Genomic DNA, 16,211 nt, shown 5'->3' on the forward strand with positions numbered 1-16,211 from the left:
CCTTATGTTCATGTTAATTAATGTATTAAAAGAAAGAGAGAAAGTTATGTTTAAAGGTGGAATGGGCAACATGATGAAGCAAGCGCAGCAAATGCAAGATCGCATGCAAAAAGCCCAAGACGAAATCGCAACATTAGAAGTTGTTGGCGAAGCCGGTGCCGGTTTAGTTAAAGTAACCATGCTTGGTAACCACAATGTACGTCGTGTTCAGCTTGATGAAAGCCTTATGGAAGACGACAAAGACATGATTGAAGACTTACTTGCAGCAGCATGTAACGATGCTGTACGCCGTGTTGCAGAAGAAACACAAGAGCGCATGGGTAAAGTAACTGGCGGTATGCAATTACCACCAGGTATGAAAATGCCGTTTTAAGTAAATAATGCAACTTTCAGATAGTTTAAATCAGCTTATAGAAGCACTGCGCTGTCAACCGGGCATTGGTCCAAAGTCAGCGCAACGTATTGCTTTTCACTTGCTTGAGCGCGACCGAAAAGGAGGCACTCAGCTGGGCAATGCATTGACTAAAGCAATGACAGCCATAGGGCATTGTCAGTCTTGTCGTACTTTTTGCGAACAAGCTCAGTGCGATATTTGTTTAAGTACAAAACGCCAAGACAGCGGCATATTATGTGTTGTTGAATCGCCTACTGATGTGCTTGCCATTGAGCAAACAGGTCAGTATTTAGGGCTATACTTTGTTTTAATGGGTCATTTATCGCCAATTGACGGTATCGGCCCTAAAGAAATTGGCTTAGACGTTTTAGAGCAAAAACTTGCTCAAGGCGGTATTAATGAGGTTATTTTAGCGACTAACCCTACCGTTGAAGGCGATACTACAGCTCATTATATTGCTCAGCTTTGTCATAAATATAAAGTAGGTGCTTCGCGTATCGCTCACGGTATTCCTGTGGGGGGCGAGCTTGATTTAGTAGATGGTAGAACGCTTATGCATGCTTTTAGCGGCAGGCGTTTAGTTACACAAGACTAGGGCGTGTTGAACTTTGCGGGTTGAAATTTGTTCAATCTAGGGGCGGTTTAATCGCGGCGCGAGGTTTGTAACCTAGTGGGCTAAGTAAAAATCGAGCAACAAAGAGTTAATCGTCCCTAGAAAGAACCCAAAGGGCAGCGCATGTTTGGTATTTATGCTGCGTTATCGCCTATTTATGGGGAATAACCACACTACACAAGCTCTGCCTTGCCTAAAAACCAAACATACTGCTGTAAATTCAACCACGGAAGGTCAGCAGGCCCTAGCTCTAAGCCACTATTTGAAAAGATATTATAAAAGCCTACATGATTAAATTATGTAGGCTTTTTTGTTTTTAAGGTAAGCTTAGAAGCAATCTAATCCCAATCCGCAATAATACTTAATCATTTTCCGGGGCTAAACGTGTCGCTACCTGCGTTAAAGAATTCTCATTTAGAACAACTAAATAGCGAATTTTTTGCCTAGCTATCAACACGTTTTTCCGCCCTCAAAATAGATCATTTAATTAAACAAATTGGTATAATATATTTTTGGGCTATGTCTCTAATTAGTAAGGAATACAATGAAAGATAATCAACCCTACCAAGGTACATTACTGGGTAGTAAGCGTTTTTTACCGCTTTTTATTACGCAGTTTTTCTCAGCGATAAACGATAACGTGTATAAGCAATCAGTGCTTATTTTATTGATATTCCAGACTGCAACGCTTGCTGATGGCGCACTTTATTCAAATATTGCTGCTGGGTTATTTATCCTACCTTTCTTTTTATTTTCAGGAATGGCGGGGCAGCTAGCTGAAAAAACAGAAAAATCCAAACTAATCAGAATCGTAAAGCTATGTGAAATCCCTATTATGGTTGTAGGGGCTGTCTCTATTTTAACGCAGTATGTTTGGCTGATGTTAGCCACCGTATTTTTAATGGGCGTACAAAGTACGTTTTTTGGTCCATTAAAGTACTCTATTTTACCGCAGCACGTAGCCCCTAACGAATTAACAAAAGCGAATGGCTTGGTTGAATCAGGCACGTTTGTAGCAATATTAATTGGTACAATTTTTGGCACCTATTATATTACTCAATCAGCAGGGCCTACGCTTATAAGTATTGCCGTATTAGTACTGGCTGTTATGGGTTATGTGAGCAGTCGCTTTATACCCATTAGTGAGGCAAACGAGCCTAACTTAAAATTTACCTATAATATATTTTCATCCACGAAAAACGTATTTTCAGCACTTAATTCGCAAACAGAATCGGTTGGTAAATCAGTCCTCGGGATCAGTTGGTTTTGGTTAATTGGCGCAATTATTTTAACGTCCCTACCAAATTATGTAAAACACACAATGGGCGGCGATGAACTGGTTGTAACTAGCGCGCTTGTTGTGTTTTCACTAAGTATTGCTATTGGTTCATTACTGTGTGAAAAGCTTTCTCGCTCTCGAATAGAATTAGGAATTGTGCCTTTTGGCGCTATTTTAATTACCTTGTTTTTATACTTACTGAGCCAAGAGAGCGCTATTAGCTCTTATTTACCTCAAAACCTTGAATTGTTGACGCTTGATCAGTTATTAAAAACAGGCGACATGTTGTGGCATTTTGTATGGATGGCAGGCATTGGTATTGGCTCTGGTTTTTATACTGTACCTCTGTATGCGCTTATTCAACAGCGTACTGAAGAGTCGAGTCGCTCACGAGTTATAGCGGCTAACAATGTATTAAATGCACTGTTTATGGTGGGCAGTGCTGTTTTAAGTATTGTAACGCTGTCTGTTTTTCAGTGGAGTATTTCAGAGTTGCTACTGTTACTTGCTGGGCTAAACTTACTTATATCTGTTTATATTTATACCAAAGTACCAGAGTTCTTTTTACGATTTATTATATATATTTTAGCTATTTGTATGTACAGAGTGCGTACAAAAGGTGAAAGTAACATTCCAGATGAAGGCGCTGCCGTTATAGTGTGTAATCACGTGAGCTTTGTCGATTGGATGTTTATTTTAGCAGCATCACCAAGGCCTATCCGATTTATGGTATTTGCCCCTATTTATTATTCGCCAGCCCTACATTGGTTATTTAAAATGGCCAAAGCTATTCCCATTAACAGTGAAAAAACCAACCCGGAAGCGTTTAAAAAAGCCTTTGACGAAGTGGCTGCTGCGCTTAATAAAGGCGAACTTGTTGGTATTTTCCCTGAAGGAAAACTAACCAGTGACGGCTCTATCGATATTTTTCGCCGTGGAATCGAGCGCATTATTGAGCGCTCACCTGTGCCTGTTATTCCTGTGCATTTAGGGGGCCTGTGGGGAAGTATGTTTAGCCGAAAAGCTAAGTGGCAACTACCACGATTAAAATGGTCTTTGGTGTCGGTTGCAGTAGGTACCCCGATTGCCGCTGACAAAGTAGTAGCAGACGATTTGCGTGAGCAAGTATTGGCTTTAAAAGCGCTTCATTCAAAAGATATTGATTAATTTAATGGCTAACTCAATATTGGATACACCAGTAGAGTCACAAATGATTGTTGATGACTTTGTAGCGCCTAAGTGCGACGGGTTTATTGAAATATTATATCAAGATGATGATATTTTACTGATCAATAAACCCAGTGGGTTATTAAGTTTGTCTGGTAAGAATCCGCTTAACTGGGACTCAGTACATTACCGTTTAGTACATGGTCAAAAAGGGTTAACAGCCGCATTTGCTGAGGCTAAGTTACCGCATCGGTTAGATTTGGGTACATCGGGCATTATGATTGTTGGATTAAACGCCAAAGCATCAAAGCATCTTAATAAACAGTTTCAGGCGCGTACTATTCAAAAGCGTTATGTAGCCATGTTAGAGGGTAGCTTAGCTGTTGATGAGGGGAAAATTACTGCACTAATAGCAAAAGATAAACTGCTTTTTCCGCGAGTTAAAATTTGCCAAACGACGGGCAAAGTAGCGGTGAGTGAATACAGTGTGCTTGAGCGGCTTAAACAACCGTGCAGAACCTTAGTGCAATTTACGCCCGTTACCGGACGTACCCATCAATTACGAATACACAGCCAGTTTATAGGGCACCCAATTTTAGGCTGTGATTTATATAAAAGTGCGCAAAGTGAGTACATGGCAGGACGCTTACAATTACATGCCAGCGATTTATATTTTGAACATCCAATAACAGGTGAAAAGATTCATATTAATTGTCCGCACCCATTTTAGATAAACGAGATATTCTATTTTTTCGTTTCACCTTTTTTTGATTTTTCCCTTGAAGTTCTAACACCTCACCCCATATTAAGTGCATAACGCAGACACTTTGCAAATTGGAGATATATAAATGACTGCAGCACAAAAAGAAACATTAGGCTTTCAAACAGAAGTAAAACAATTATTAAACTTAATGATTCATTCTCTTTATTCTAATAAAGAAATATTTTTACGCGAACTTGTGTCAAACGCATCAGATGCAGCAGACAAGTTACGCTTTTTAGCGCTATCTCAAGGCGACCTTTACCAAGGTGATGCCGATTTACGTGTTCGTATTAGCGCAGATAAAGAAGCAAATACAATTACCATTTCTGATAATGGTATTGGTATGACACGTGATGAAGTAATTAGCTCATTGGGTACTATTGCAAAGTCGGGTACTGCTGAGTTTTTCAAAAACTTAACGGGTGATCAAAGTAAAGATTCACAGTTAATTGGTCAATTTGGTGTTGGTTTTTACTCAGCATTTATTGTTGCCGATTTAGTAACTGTTCGTACACGTAAAGCGGGTGAAACAACTGCTTACGAGTGGGAATCTCAAGGTGAAGGCGAATACACGCTTCAAGAAATTGAAAAAGAAGGCCGTGGTACCGACATTATTTTACATCTTCGTGATGAAGAAAAAGAATTTGCTGACGATTACCGCTTACGTGGCATTGTTACTAAATACTCAGACCATATTTCAACACCGGTACAAATGTTTAAAGCAGAAGTACCTGAGTCTGAAGGCGAAGACGGCGAAAAAATTCCAGCAGTACCAGGTGAGTGGGAAAGTATTAACCGCGCAACTGCATTGTGGACGCGTGATAAGTCAGAGCTTTCTGATGAAGAATACAAAGAGTTTTACAAGCACGTAAGCCACGACTGGGAAGATCCACTTAGCTGGGCACATAATAAGGTTGAAGGTAAAACTGAATACACGAGCCTTTTATACATCCCTAAAAAAGCACCTTTTGATTTATGGAACCGTGAACGTCAAAGTGGCTTAAAACTTTACGTACAACGTGTATTTGTAATGGATGATGCTGAGCAGTTCATGCCAAGCTACCTTCGTTTTGTGAAAGGTTTACTAGATTCAAACGATTTACCTCTAAACGTATCTCGTGAAATTCTACAAGACAACAAAGTAACGCAAGCTATTCGTAAAGGGTGTACATCGCGCATTATTAAAATGCTTGAGCGTATGGCTAAAAACAAAGCTGACGATTACCAAGTATTTTGGAATGAGTTTGGCCAAGTAATGAAAGAAGGCCCAGCTGAAGATGCGGCAAATAAAGAAGCCGTATGTAAGCTACTACGTTTTTCGTCTACTCATACTGATTCAGAAACGCAAGATGTGTCGCTTGAGCAATATGTTGAGCGCATGAACGAAGACCAAGACAAAATTTACTATGTAGTAGCTGATACATTTACTTCTGCGAAAAATTCTCCTCATTTAGAGATTTTCCGCAAAAAAGGTATTGAAGTATTGTTATTAAGTGACCGTGTTGACGAGTGGATGATGAGCCACTTAACTGAATTTGCTGATAAGCAACTACAGTCAATCACACGTGGTGATTTAGATTTAGGTAAGCTGGACGACGAAGAGACTAAAAAAGCGCAAGAAGAGTCTGAAAAAGAAATGGCAGGCCTTGTTGAGCGTATTAAAACAGCACTAGGTGATGACGTTAAAGAAGTGCGCTTTACGCACCGCCTAACAGATTCTCCAGCATGTGTTGTAAGCGACGACAACGACATGAGCTCACAAATGCAAAAGCTAATGGAATCTGTTGGTCAAGCAGCACCAGAAGCAAAACCTGTGTTTGAGCTAAACCCAGAACACCAACTTGTTAAGCATTTGAATGACGAACAAGATGAGGATAAATTTTCACAGTGGTCACATGTTTTATTAGACCAAGCATTACTTGCAGAGCGCGGTACACTTAAAGATCCAACTGGGTTTGTTACTCGCCTAAACAAACTAATGCTTGAACTAAGCAAGTAGTCAGTTAACTATTTAGTTAATAAAAGTATAAATTATATACTTTAAATAAAAGGGAACGTATGTTCCCTTTTTTAATGCGCTGTAAATACATCAACAACTCATCAATTAGTATAAGTTGCTTGAGTATCGGCGGCGCTTGTGGAAGAATTCAGGCTTTAAAATAAATATCCATACTAGGGGACAATAATATGCGCATTATTCTTTTGGGCGCGCCGGGTGCAGGTAAAGGTACTCAAGCTCAGTTTTTAATGGACAAATACGGTATTCCACAAATTTCTACTGGCGACATGTTACGTGCAGCAATTAAAGAGGGCACGCCATTAGGCTTAGAAGCAAAAAAAGTAATGGATGCTGGTCAACTAATTTCTGACGATATTATTATTGGTTTAGTAAAAGAGCGTATTACTAAAGCTGATTGTGAGAAAGGTTTTTTACTTGATGGCTTCCCACGCACAATTCCTCAAGCTGATGCGATGAAAGAAAATGGCGTAGTGGTTGATCACGTTATTGAATTTGACGTGGCTGACGAAGTGATTGTTGAACGTATGGGCGGACGTCGCGTTCATCCTGGTTCTGGTCGTGTTTACCATATTGTATATAATCCACCAAAAGTGGAAGGTAAAGACAACGAAACTGGAGATGACTTAATTGTTCGCGCTGACGATACTGAAGAAACAGTACGTAAACGTTTAGGTATTTATCACGAGCAAACTATGCCATTAGTTGATTACTACCAAGCAGAAGCTGCTGCTGGTAATACTCAATACCACAAACTAGATGGTACACAAGCTGTTGAAGCTGTTAGTTCACAACTTGGTGAGCTTTTAGGTTAATTATAAAAGCACATTAAAAAACCGCCAATTGGCGGTTTTTTGTTTTAAGGCTGTTTAGCATTGCTTAATCAATGCTATTTAATCGGCTTTAAAGCGTTTTAAGTTTCTCAATTACGCTGTTGTATTCTGGTTCAGTTGAAAGGCTACTAACTAATTGTTTATAAATGACGTTATGGCTTTCATCTAAAATAAATACAGTTCGCGTTAATAAGCCCATATCTTTAATAATCAATCCGTATTTTTGGCCAAAATCGCGCCAAACAGAATCTGATAACGTAGTGATTTTATCAATATTTTCAGCTTTGCAAAAACGCTTTTGGGCAAATGGTAAATCAGCACTAATTGTTAGCATTACAACACTTGGAAATTGCGAGGCTACTTTTTCATTAAAATGCTTAGTTTGCAGGCTACAAATACCTGTATCAAGACTTGGCACTACACTTATCAATACAGCTTGGCCTTTGTAATCCTCAAGTGTCACAGGGATGAAGTTGTCATCAACTACTTTGAAATTTGGCGCGCTATCTCCAACAGAGATCCCTTTGCCTAATAAAGTGACTGGTTTGCCTTGTGCAGATACTTTTCCTATGTCTAGCGTGTTTTCTGGGTAATCGGCTGCAATAGCCACAGAGCAAAATGCGCTCAAAGCAAAGGTAAGTGAACGTAACATAAGGTATTTCCTTTTAAATTAACGCAATGGGCGTCAGTGTATTATACTGCGCTATAGTAACCAAGAGATTATACCGCCCTAATGAAGTTGGGATTAGTTCTGCAATATAAAAATTGTAACTGTGCTAAACTTTGATTAACATGAAGTTACAAAATATATCTTCGATAATAAAAATAAAAACCATCATAAAATGATTTTAATGCTCATTACTGGTTTAGAAACAGAGAGATAATATGTCAACATCGGTACTAATATGTGATGACTCAAAATTAGCTAGGCGTCAGCTAGCTCGTTCATTACCTGAAGATTGGGATATTAAAGTTGAATTTGCACTCGACGGCGTTGATTGCATAAAGCAAATAAAGTTAATTGAACCAGAAATACTTTTTCTCGATTTAAACATGCCTGAAATGGATGGGTATGAAGTATTAATCGCTATGAAAGAACAGGGGCTAAACATACTCACTGTTGTTGTCTCTGGTGATATACAGCCAAGTGCACATCAAAGAGTGCTTGAACTTGGTGCTATCGATTTCATTCAAAAACCATGTTCCCCCGAAAAACTAGCCAGCATAATTGAACACCATGGGATTAAAGATAAAGCCATGCGTGAGCGTCTCTCTCATTCGCTAGGAGAGCAAGTCGACCCTGATGTTCGGGATATATACCAAGAGCTAACTAACGTTGCTATGGGACAGGCTGGGGATTTACTTGCACGTCTTCTTAATGTGTTTGTAGAGCTACCAATTCCTAATGTGAATATTTTGGAAGTTAATGAACTCGATATGGCGCTGCAGTCTATAGATAATAATGCAGCTACATCGGGTGTGTGCCAGGGCTTTATTGGCGGTGGCATTTCGGGCGAGGCGCTATTACTTTTAAATGATTCAAGCTTTAAAGAAATAGCTTCTTTGATGAATTATGACGGCGAGTTAAACGATAAAATTGAACTTGAGCTGCTTATGGATATTAGTAATATTTTGATAGGCGCTATTTTAACGGGTCTTTCAAAACAGCTCGATATGTCATTTAGCCAAGGGCACCCCATAGTACTTGGCCAACACAGAGATGTGTCTGAGCTGGTTAAATCAAACAAGTCACGTTGGCAACGCACCCTTGCTATAGAGATTAGTTACGGTATTGAAAACCATGATATAAATTGCGACCTCATGCTGTTATTTACTGAAGATTCACTTAAAACTTTGAAGTATAAAGTTGCTTACCTATTAGAAGATTAAGTTATGGCTGCAGATTTAGAAATGAATGAGATCCATTGGCTTATGGATATGTTTAATACCGTTGATGTAGGCCTTGTAGTACTTGATAGAGATTATAAGGTGTGTGTATGGAATGGTTTTATGGAAAACCATTCAGGGCTTCTACCAAGCGCAGTAAAAGATAAAGACCTATTTGATTTATTTCCAGCAATAGACGAAAAATGGTTTAGAAGTAAATCAGAATCGGTTTTTGTTTTAAAAAACCGCTCTTTTACGATTTGGGAGCAGCAGCCATACATTTTTAGGTTTAAAAATTATAGACCTATTACTGGTAAAGCTGATTACATGTATCAAAATGCGACATTTATCCCTCTTACAAATACGATGGGCGAAGTTAGCCATATTTGTATTATTTTGTATGATGTAACAGATGTCGCGGTAAATAAAAAAGAGCTTGAAGAGTTAAACAAAAAATTAGAACAAGTAAGTCAAACAGATAGCTTAACGCAGCTTGCAAACCGTGGACACTGGGAAGGTACGCTACGCCAAGAGTTTTTGAGAGTTAAGCGAAGTGGTGGCTGTAGTACATTATTAATGTTTGATATTGACCACTTTAAAAAAATAAATGATGAATATGGCCATAGCTGTGGTGATGAATCGCTTCGTCATTTATCTAACTTACTACGTACGACGCTGCGCGAAACTGATGTTGCAGGGCGCTATGGCGGTGAAGAGTTTGCAGTAACATTACTTGATACAGATAAAGAAGGCGCTTTTGTATTTGCTGAGCGTTTAAGGGTATTGATTGAAACTAACCCTGTTAAGTATAAACACTTTGAAATAACAATGACGGTAAGTATAGGGCTGGCTGGTAGCAGTAATGATTTTAAAAATCATGAGCGCTGGATAGAGGCTGCAGATAAAGCACTGTACCAGTCTAAAAATACAGGGCGAAATAAAGTAATAGCCTACGAAGATATAAAAAATGACGCTTAAGCGTCATTTTTTATATCCAGAATTTAGGGTTAAATAATACCGTGTTTTTATAACCTGCTGAGCAAACCCAATCAGTATGAAAATTTTATTGCTCTTCATTATTGTGTTGTGTGTCGAGAGTCATCTATTGGGCATTGACCAATCATTGAAACCTCACCAGAATTTGACTCTTTCTCTAGTTTTACTTTAAAGCCCCATAACCTGTAAAGATGCTTAAGTACTTCCTCGTGCGAGTTTGCTAAAGGAATGTTGTTATGAGGTACGTAGCGTAGGGTTAGTGAACGGTCACCTCTAATATCAACGTCATATACTTGAATGTTAGGCTCATGATTACTCAAGTTGTACTGCGCTGAGAGCGCTTCTCTTACAGCTTTATAGCCGTTGTCGTTATGTATTGCGCCAATTTCTAAATGGGGATTATTAGTATGATCAATAATAGTAAATAATTTAAAATCACGAATTAACTTAGGCGATAAAAACTGGCTAATAAAACTCTCATCTTTAAAGTTTTCCATTGCAAAATGCAGTGTATCTAGCCAATTACTGCCTGCATATTCAGGAAACCAGCGTTTATCTTCTTCAGTTGGGTGTTCACATATTCTGCGAATATCCACCATCATATTAAAGCCTAAAGCATATGGGTTAATGCCTGAATAATATTTACTGTTATAAGGTGGCTGATAAACTACGTTGGTATGGCTTTGTAAAAACTCTAACATGAAAGAGTCGGTGAGCTTTCCCTCATCATATAAGTGATTAAGGATGGTGTAATGCCAAAATGTTGCCCAGCCTTCGTTCATTACTTGAGTTTGTTTTTGTGGGTAAAAGTATTGCGAAATTTTACGAACAATACGTATAACTTCACGTTGCCAAGAATCGAGTAATGGGGCATTTTTTTCAATAAAATACAAAATATTTTCTTGGGGTTCAGAAGGAAAATGGCGTACTTTCTTTTTGGTTTCTTGCTGTTGCTCAGGAATAGTCCGCCATAATTCATTTACTTGCGATTGAAGGTAGTCTTCACGCTCTTGTTGGCGTTTTTGTTCTTCAAATAACGATATTTGTTGTGGACGTTTGTAGCGATCCACTCCGTAATTCATTAATGCATGACATGAGTCGAGCAGGGCTTCTACTTGTGTAATACCGTGCTTTTCTTCACAGCGGCTTATGTAGTTTTTAGCAAATACCAAGTAATCAATAATTGAGCCAGCATCGGTCCAGGTTTTAAATAAGTAATTACCTTTAAAAAATGAGTTATGTCCGTAACATGCGTGCGCCATTACAAGCGCTTGCACAGGTAAGGTATTTTCTTCCATTAAGTACGCAATACAAGGGTCTGAATTTATCACTATTTCGTAAGCAAGACCCATTTGTCCGCGCTTATAATTTTGCTCTGTTTGAATGAACTTTTTACCGTAAGACCAATGGCTGTAGCCAATAGGCATGCCAACGCTTGAATAAGCATCCATCATCTGCTCTGCGGTTATCACTTCAATTTGATTAGGGTAGGTGTCTAACCTGTAGTGAGCTGCAACACGGGCAATTTCACCTTGGTACTCATCTAATAAATCAAAGGTCCAATCTGGGCCATCACTCAATCGTTTATCATTCATAATGCTACCTCGCTTTTGGCTATGCAGAGTTTTGCTGTTGACGACCTTTTTTAAATAGCTCCCTAAAAATTGGGTAAATATCTTCAACGCTTTGAATATGCTGTATGGCGAAATTATTATGGCTGTGTGTTATAGATTCATATTCGCGCCATAGGCTTTGATGAGCACGAGTGGTTATTTCAATATAAGCAAAATAGCGTACTGCGCTTAAGAGCTTATTACGTAAAATTTCACCACACTGCGGGGTGTCGTCCGCCCAGTTATCGCCATCAGAGGCTTGTGCGGCGTATACATTCCACTCATTTGCGTGGTAACGCTCTTTTATTATTTCGTTCATTAATTTAAGAGCGCTTGAAACAATAGTGCCGCCAGTTTCTTGGGAATAAAAAAACTCTTGCTCGTCTACTTCTTTTGCTTGTGTGTGGTGGCGAATATAAACAACTTCAATGTCTTTATAGCTGCGCGTTAAAAATTGATAGAGCAAAATATAAAAACGCTTTGCCATGTCTTTTGTTGGCTGATCCATTGAGCCTGACACATCCATAATACAAAACATCACGGCTTTGCTGGTGGGGTGAGGGCGCTTTTCGTAATTACGAAAACGTAAATCGTAGTTATCAATAAATGGAACCGACTTAATTTGCACTTTTAATGCTGCAATTTCTTTTTGTAATAAAGCAATTGCCGCTTTATCGTTATGTGGACCAGCAAGCAGCAGAGCAAGTTGTTCTTCGAGCTCTTTTAAACGGCGTTTTTTACCTGCACTCATGGCAACACGCCGTGCAAGCGAGCCTTGTAATGAGCGGACAATATCAATATTGCTAGGCATACCATCACTACAAAACCCTGCGCGATGGGTTTTCATTTGCACTAACTTATCAAGCTGGTTCTCTCGTAAGTTAGGAAGTTCTAAATCTTCAAACAGTAAATCAAGGTATTCATCTTTTGATATCGAAAATACAAATTCATCTTGCCCTTCGCCCGAATCGCTGGCGTCACCTTCACCGGCACCGCCGCTTTGTCCGCCTGTAGGGCGCTCAATTTTATCACCTGTAGAAAACTGATCGTTACCAGGGTGAATTTGTTCTCTATTCCCGCCTTGCCCTTGATGAAACGTGGGTTCGCTGATATCGCGCTGTGGAATAGAAATACTCTCACCAGAGCTTGAATCGGTAACGCTGCGCTTGTTAATCGCATCTGAAACCGCTTCTTTAATTTGCTTTTTATAGCGCCTAATAAAGCGCTGGCGATTAAGCGTACTTTTATTTTTTCCGTTTAAACGCCTATCTATAAAATGCGCCATATTGACCTCCTATATACTACGACTATGAAGGTTATTGCGATTTTCTAACCCGTAAATACCACTCAGAAAGCAAGCGAACTTGTTTTTGTGTATAGCCTTTTTCGACCATACGGTTCACAAAGTCTTCGTGCTTTTGCTGATCCTCTGCAGACGTTTTAGTATTAAACGAAATTACGGGGAGCAAATCTTCGGTATTAGAGAACATTTTTTTCTCAATAACCGTGCGTAGTTTTTCGTAGCTTGTCCATAGTGGGTTTTTACCGTTGTTGTGCGCACGGGCACGCAATACAAAGTTCACTATTTCATTACGGAAATCTTTAGGGTTAGAAATACCTGCTGGCTTTTCTATTTTTTCAAGTTCGGCATTAAGTGCCTCACGGTCAAATAGTTGTCCCGTATCAGGGTCGCGATATTCTTGGTCTTGTATCCAAAAGTCTGCATAAATAACATAACGGTCAAAAATGTTTTGTCCGTATTCTGAATACGATTCTAAATAAGCGGTTTGCAGTTCTTTACCTATAAACTCTACATATTGCGGAATTAAATAGCCTTTTAGAAAGCTTAAATAGCGCTCTTCTATTTCGCTTGAAAATTGTTCGCGCTCTATTTGTTGCTCAAGCACATAGAACAAATGCACCGGATTTGCAGCAACCTCAGTGGTATCAAAGTTAAACACGCGGGATAAAATTTTAAACGCAAAGCGAGTAGAGAGCCCCGTCATGCCTTCATCAACACCTGCGTAATCACGGTACTCTTGATACGATTTTGCTTTAGGGTCGGTGTCTTTTAGAGTTTCGCCATCGTATACCCGCATTTTTGAATAGATACTTGAATTTTCTGGCTCTTTTAAACGTGATAGCGTCGTAAATTGCGCCAATGTTTTAAGTGTACCTGGTGCGCATGGCGCGTTGTATAGCTCGCTGTGCTCAAGTAATTTGTCGTAAATTTTAATTTCTTCAGTTACACGTAAACAGTAAGGTACTTTTACAATATAAACACGGTCTAAAAATGCTTCGTTGTTTTTATTGTTTTTAAAAGTTTGCCACTCAGATTCATTAGAGTGAGCGAGGATCATGCCATTAAAGGGCAGAGCACTAATGCCTTCTGTGCCGTTGTAGTTACCCTCTTGTGTTGCGGTAAGTAAAGGATGCAGCACTTTAATAGGTGCTTTAAACATTTCTACAAATTCCATCAGCCCTTGGTTAGCTAAACATAAAGAGCCAGAGTAGGCGTATGCATCAGGATCGTTTTGGGCAAAGTGCTCAAGCTGGCGAATATCGACCTTACCCACTAGCGCCGAAATATCTTGGTTGTTTTCATCTCCTGGTTCGGTTTTGGCAATGCCTATTTGGTTTAAAATTGAGGGGTAGCGCTTAACCACTCTAAACTGGCTAATATCACCATTGAATTCTTTTAAGCGTTTGCCAGCCCAAGGGGACATAATGGTTTTTAAGTAGCGCGGTTTAATACCGTATTCTTGCTTAAGTACGTCGGCGTCCTCTATTGGGTCAAATAATGCAAGAGGATGGTCGTTTACCGGAGAGCCTTTAATTGAATAAATAGGCACTTGTTGCATTAAATATTTTAGTTTTTCAGCAATGGATGATTTACCCCCACCAACAGGCCCAAGTAAATAAAGCACTTGTTTGCATTCTTCAAGCCCTTGGGCTGCGTGTTTTAAATAAGAGACTATTTGCTCAATGGCGTCTTCCATACCATAAAAATCAGCAAAGGCAGGGTAGCGTGCAACTACTCTATTAGAAAATAACCGGCTTAGTCGTGCATCCGTTGCGGTATCTACCATGTTTGGTTCGCCAATTGCCATGAGTAGGTGTTCTGGTGCGCTGGCGTAGGCAGACTTATCGGTTTTACAAATCTCAAGAAATTCAGCGATACTGTATTCTTCTTCCTGTGCCGCTTCGTATCGTGCTTGGTAATGCTCAAAAATCGTCATAATAACCTCCGAAACCCGCTGTAAAAAGGTGCTTACCTTTTAAAGTCTAGTCACGAATCTGTATTTTTGTGCAATAAAATTAAAAATTTAAGTGAAAAAAGATCATGTTACTAAAAGTGTTTTATTAAATGATGAGGCGCTTGGGTGTGATAAACAAGAAACAAAAAAAGACGCCTAAGCGTCTTTTTTACATTAGCGTTTAAAGGCTAATTAAGCGAAGTTAGCGTTCGCGAATTCCCAGTTAACAAGCGACCAAAAACCTTTAAGGTAATCTGGACGAACGTTACGGTAATCAATGTAGTAAGCGTGTTCCCATAAATCCACTGTAAGGATTGGAGTAACGCCATCATCAGTTAATGGTGTAGCAGCGTTAGATGTATTAACGATGTCTAGTGAACCATCAGCAAGCTTAACTAACCACGTCCAGCTTGAACCAAAGTTATTTACTGCTTTGTCATTTAATGCATCTTTAAACGCATCAAAAGAACCCCATTTGGCGTTGATTGCATCAGCAACTGCGCCAGTAGGCTCGCCGCCGCCGTTTGGAGATAAGCTGTTCCAGTAAAAAGTATGGTTCCAGATTTGTGCTGCGTTGTTAAATACGCCGCCTTCTGATGAACATACGATCTCTTCTAGAGATTTGTTTTCAAACTCAGTACCAGGGATTAAACCATTAAGCTTAACCACGTAAGTGTTGTGGTGTTTGCCATGGTGAAACTCTAGTGTTTCTTTTGAAATATGTGGCTCAAGTGCGTCGATTGCATATGGTAGTGACGGTAGTTCAAATGCCATTTTTTTATCTCCATCTTCTTTGGTTGATAGTCCATTTGGTAATACGTAATGCCTGTTGAAACAGAGCAGTTACCTATACCAAGCGGTAATATAGTGTTACTATAATTGTTGAGTATTTTACTCAAGTTTAAGCAAACAGCAATGCTATTGCGAAAGACTATTTCAATTGCGGCTTTATTTGCCCATTTTAAGTTATATATTTGTGGTCACGATGAGTTATTTTCAAGACCTAAATATATTTAGCTATCGTTACTTTGAGGTTGTAGATGGAAACCATTGATAAAATTAAACAGCAAATTTCAGAAAACCCAATAATCCTTTTCATGAAAGGGTCACCAAAATTACCAAATTGTGGTTTTTCTTCACAAGCATCGCAAGCGTTAATGTCATGTGGTGAACCATTTGCATACGTTGATATTTTACTTAATCCAGACATTCGTGCTGAGCTTCCAGCATACGCAAATTGGCCAACATTCCCGCAATTATGGGTAGATGGCGAATTAGTTGGTGGTTGTGACATTATTATCGAAATGTTTCAACGCGGTGAATTACAGCCGTTAATTACAGAAACTGCTGCTAAATATAAAGAAGCTGACGCAGAGTAATTTTATTACTCAA

The 16,211-nt window shown here is 39.2% G+C and carries 14 protein-coding genes; 9 read left to right on the forward strand and 5 right to left on the reverse strand.

All coding sequences use genetic code 11. The features are described from left to right. The first annotated feature begins 46 nt into the window (after positions 1-46). From I6F50_RS13795 to adk, 6 genes are all read left to right on the forward strand, one after another. A complete protein-coding gene (locus tag I6F50_RS13795; RefSeq protein ID WP_002962306.1) occupies positions 47-373 on the forward strand; it encodes a YbaB/EbfC family nucleoid-associated protein in 327 nt (108 codons plus the stop codon). 7 nt (positions 374-380) lie between these two features. Next, positions 381-989 (forward strand): recombination mediator RecR, encoded by a 609-nt coding sequence (gene recR, locus I6F50_RS13800; protein ID WP_008165968.1) that lies wholly within the window; start codon positions 381-383, stop codon positions 987-989. Between the two features lie 562 nt (positions 990-1,551). Next, complete coding sequence (locus I6F50_RS13805) at positions 1,552-3,453, forward strand: MFS transporter (RefSeq protein ID WP_197176492.1); 1,902 nt, start codon at positions 1,552-1,554, stop codon at positions 3,451-3,453. 4 nt (positions 3,454-3,457) lie between these two features. After that, positions 3,458-4,183 (forward strand): RluA family pseudouridine synthase, encoded by a 726-nt coding sequence (locus I6F50_RS13810; RefSeq protein WP_165741104.1) that lies wholly within the window; start codon positions 3,458-3,460, stop codon positions 4,181-4,183. Between the two features lie 118 nt (positions 4,184-4,301). Then, on the forward strand, positions 4,302-6,215 hold the full coding sequence (htpG, locus tag I6F50_RS13815; RefSeq protein ID WP_024592695.1) for a molecular chaperone HtpG: 1,914 nt from the start codon (positions 4,302-4,304) through the stop codon (positions 6,213-6,215). Positions 6,216-6,403: 188 nt separating this feature from the next. After that, positions 6,404-7,048, forward strand: coding sequence for an adenylate kinase (adk, locus tag I6F50_RS13820; RefSeq protein ID WP_007584076.1), 645 nt, complete (start codon positions 6,404-6,406; stop codon positions 7,046-7,048). 88 nt (positions 7,049-7,136) lie between these two features. Here the strand turns inward: adk and tpx are convergent, their stop codons facing one another. Continuing rightward, entirely contained in the window at positions 7,137-7,718 is a 582-nt protein-coding gene (tpx, locus tag I6F50_RS13825; protein WP_024598337.1) for a thiol peroxidase, read from the reverse strand. 233 nt (positions 7,719-7,951) lie between these two features. On the opposite strand from tpx, the gene I6F50_RS13830 reads away from it, so the two are divergent. Together I6F50_RS13830 and I6F50_RS13835 are read left to right on the forward strand one after the other, a co-directional pair. Next, positions 7,952-8,956 (forward strand): response regulator, encoded by a 1,005-nt coding sequence (locus tag I6F50_RS13830; RefSeq protein ID WP_007584074.1) that lies wholly within the window; start codon positions 7,952-7,954, stop codon positions 8,954-8,956. 3 nt (positions 8,957-8,959) lie between these two features. Then, the gene (locus I6F50_RS13835) at positions 8,960-9,931 is read left to right on the forward strand and encodes a diguanylate cyclase (RefSeq protein WP_024592692.1); all 972 of its coding nucleotides are present in this window, start codon (positions 8,960-8,962) and stop codon (positions 9,929-9,931) included. A 98-nt stretch (positions 9,932-10,029) separates the two neighbouring features. Here I6F50_RS13835 and I6F50_RS13840 read toward each other — a convergent pair whose 3' ends face one another. The 4 genes from I6F50_RS13840 to I6F50_RS13855 form a co-directional block, all read right to left on the reverse strand. Further along, a complete protein-coding gene (locus I6F50_RS13840; protein WP_197176494.1) occupies positions 10,030-11,544 on the reverse strand; it encodes a SpoVR family protein in 1,515 nt (504 codons plus the stop codon). 19 nt (positions 11,545-11,563) lie between these two features. Continuing rightward, positions 11,564-12,847, reverse strand: coding sequence for a YeaH/YhbH family protein (locus I6F50_RS13845; protein WP_165741448.1), 1,284 nt, complete (start codon positions 12,845-12,847; stop codon positions 11,564-11,566). Positions 12,848-12,878: 31 nt separating this feature from the next. Further along, entirely contained in the window at positions 12,879-14,801 is a 1,923-nt protein-coding gene (locus tag I6F50_RS13850; protein WP_197176497.1) for a PrkA family serine protein kinase, read from the reverse strand. Positions 14,802-15,011: 210 nt separating this feature from the next. After that, positions 15,012-15,593, reverse strand: coding sequence for a superoxide dismutase (locus tag I6F50_RS13855; protein WP_002960323.1), 582 nt, complete (start codon positions 15,591-15,593; stop codon positions 15,012-15,014). 266 nt (positions 15,594-15,859) lie between these two features. Here I6F50_RS13855 and I6F50_RS13860 point away from each other — a divergent pair, with 266 nt between their 5' ends. After that, a complete protein-coding gene (locus tag I6F50_RS13860; protein WP_004335359.1) occupies positions 15,860-16,198 on the forward strand; it encodes a Grx4 family monothiol glutaredoxin in 339 nt (112 codons plus the stop codon). The last annotated feature ends 13 nt before the right edge of the window (positions 16,199-16,211 follow it).

It is taken from the genome of Pseudoalteromonas sp. NZS127_1 (assembly GCF_015864295.1).
Lineage (GTDB): Bacteria > Pseudomonadota > Gammaproteobacteria > Enterobacterales > Alteromonadaceae > Pseudoalteromonas > Pseudoalteromonas arctica.

What these genes read in the sequence shown, in the direction of transcription:
- adk (WP_007584076.1), top strand. Translation starts at nt 6,404, where the DNA reads ATGCGCATTATTCTTTTGGGCGCGCCGGGTGCAGGTAAAGGTACTCAA.
- I6F50_RS13810 (WP_165741104.1), top strand. Translation starts at nt 3,458, where the DNA reads ATGGCTAACTCAATATTGGATACACCAGTAGAGTCACAAATGATTGTT.
- I6F50_RS13830 (WP_007584074.1), top strand. Translation starts at nt 7,952, where the DNA reads ATGTCAACATCGGTACTAATATGTGATGACTCAAAATTAGCTAGGCGT.
- recR (WP_008165968.1), top strand. Translation starts at nt 381, where the DNA reads ATGCAACTTTCAGATAGTTTAAATCAGCTTATAGAAGCACTGCGCTGT.
- I6F50_RS13840 (WP_197176494.1), bottom strand. Translation starts at nt 11,544, where the DNA reads ATGAATGATAAACGATTGAGTGATGGCCCAGATTGGACCTTTGATTTA.
- I6F50_RS13835 (WP_024592692.1), top strand. Translation starts at nt 8,960, where the DNA reads ATGGCTGCAGATTTAGAAATGAATGAGATCCATTGGCTTATGGATATG.
- I6F50_RS13855 (WP_002960323.1), bottom strand. Translation starts at nt 15,593, where the DNA reads ATGGCATTTGAACTACCGTCACTACCATATGCAATCGACGCACTTGAG.
- I6F50_RS13845 (WP_165741448.1), bottom strand. Translation starts at nt 12,847, where the DNA reads ATGGCGCATTTTATAGATAGGCGTTTAAACGGAAAAAATAAAAGTACG.
- I6F50_RS13795 (WP_002962306.1), top strand. Translation starts at nt 47, where the DNA reads ATGTTTAAAGGTGGAATGGGCAACATGATGAAGCAAGCGCAGCAAATG.
- I6F50_RS13850 (WP_197176497.1), bottom strand. Translation starts at nt 14,801, where the DNA reads ATGACGATTTTTGAGCATTACCAAGCACGATACGAAGCGGCACAGGAA.
- htpG (WP_024592695.1), top strand. Translation starts at nt 4,302, where the DNA reads ATGACTGCAGCACAAAAAGAAACATTAGGCTTTCAAACAGAAGTAAAA.
- I6F50_RS13860 (WP_004335359.1), top strand. Translation starts at nt 15,860, where the DNA reads ATGGAAACCATTGATAAAATTAAACAGCAAATTTCAGAAAACCCAATA.
- I6F50_RS13805 (WP_197176492.1), top strand. Translation starts at nt 1,552, where the DNA reads ATGAAAGATAATCAACCCTACCAAGGTACATTACTGGGTAGTAAGCGT.
- tpx (WP_024598337.1), bottom strand. Translation starts at nt 7,718, where the DNA reads ATGTTACGTTCACTTACCTTTGCTTTGAGCGCATTTTGCTCTGTGGCT.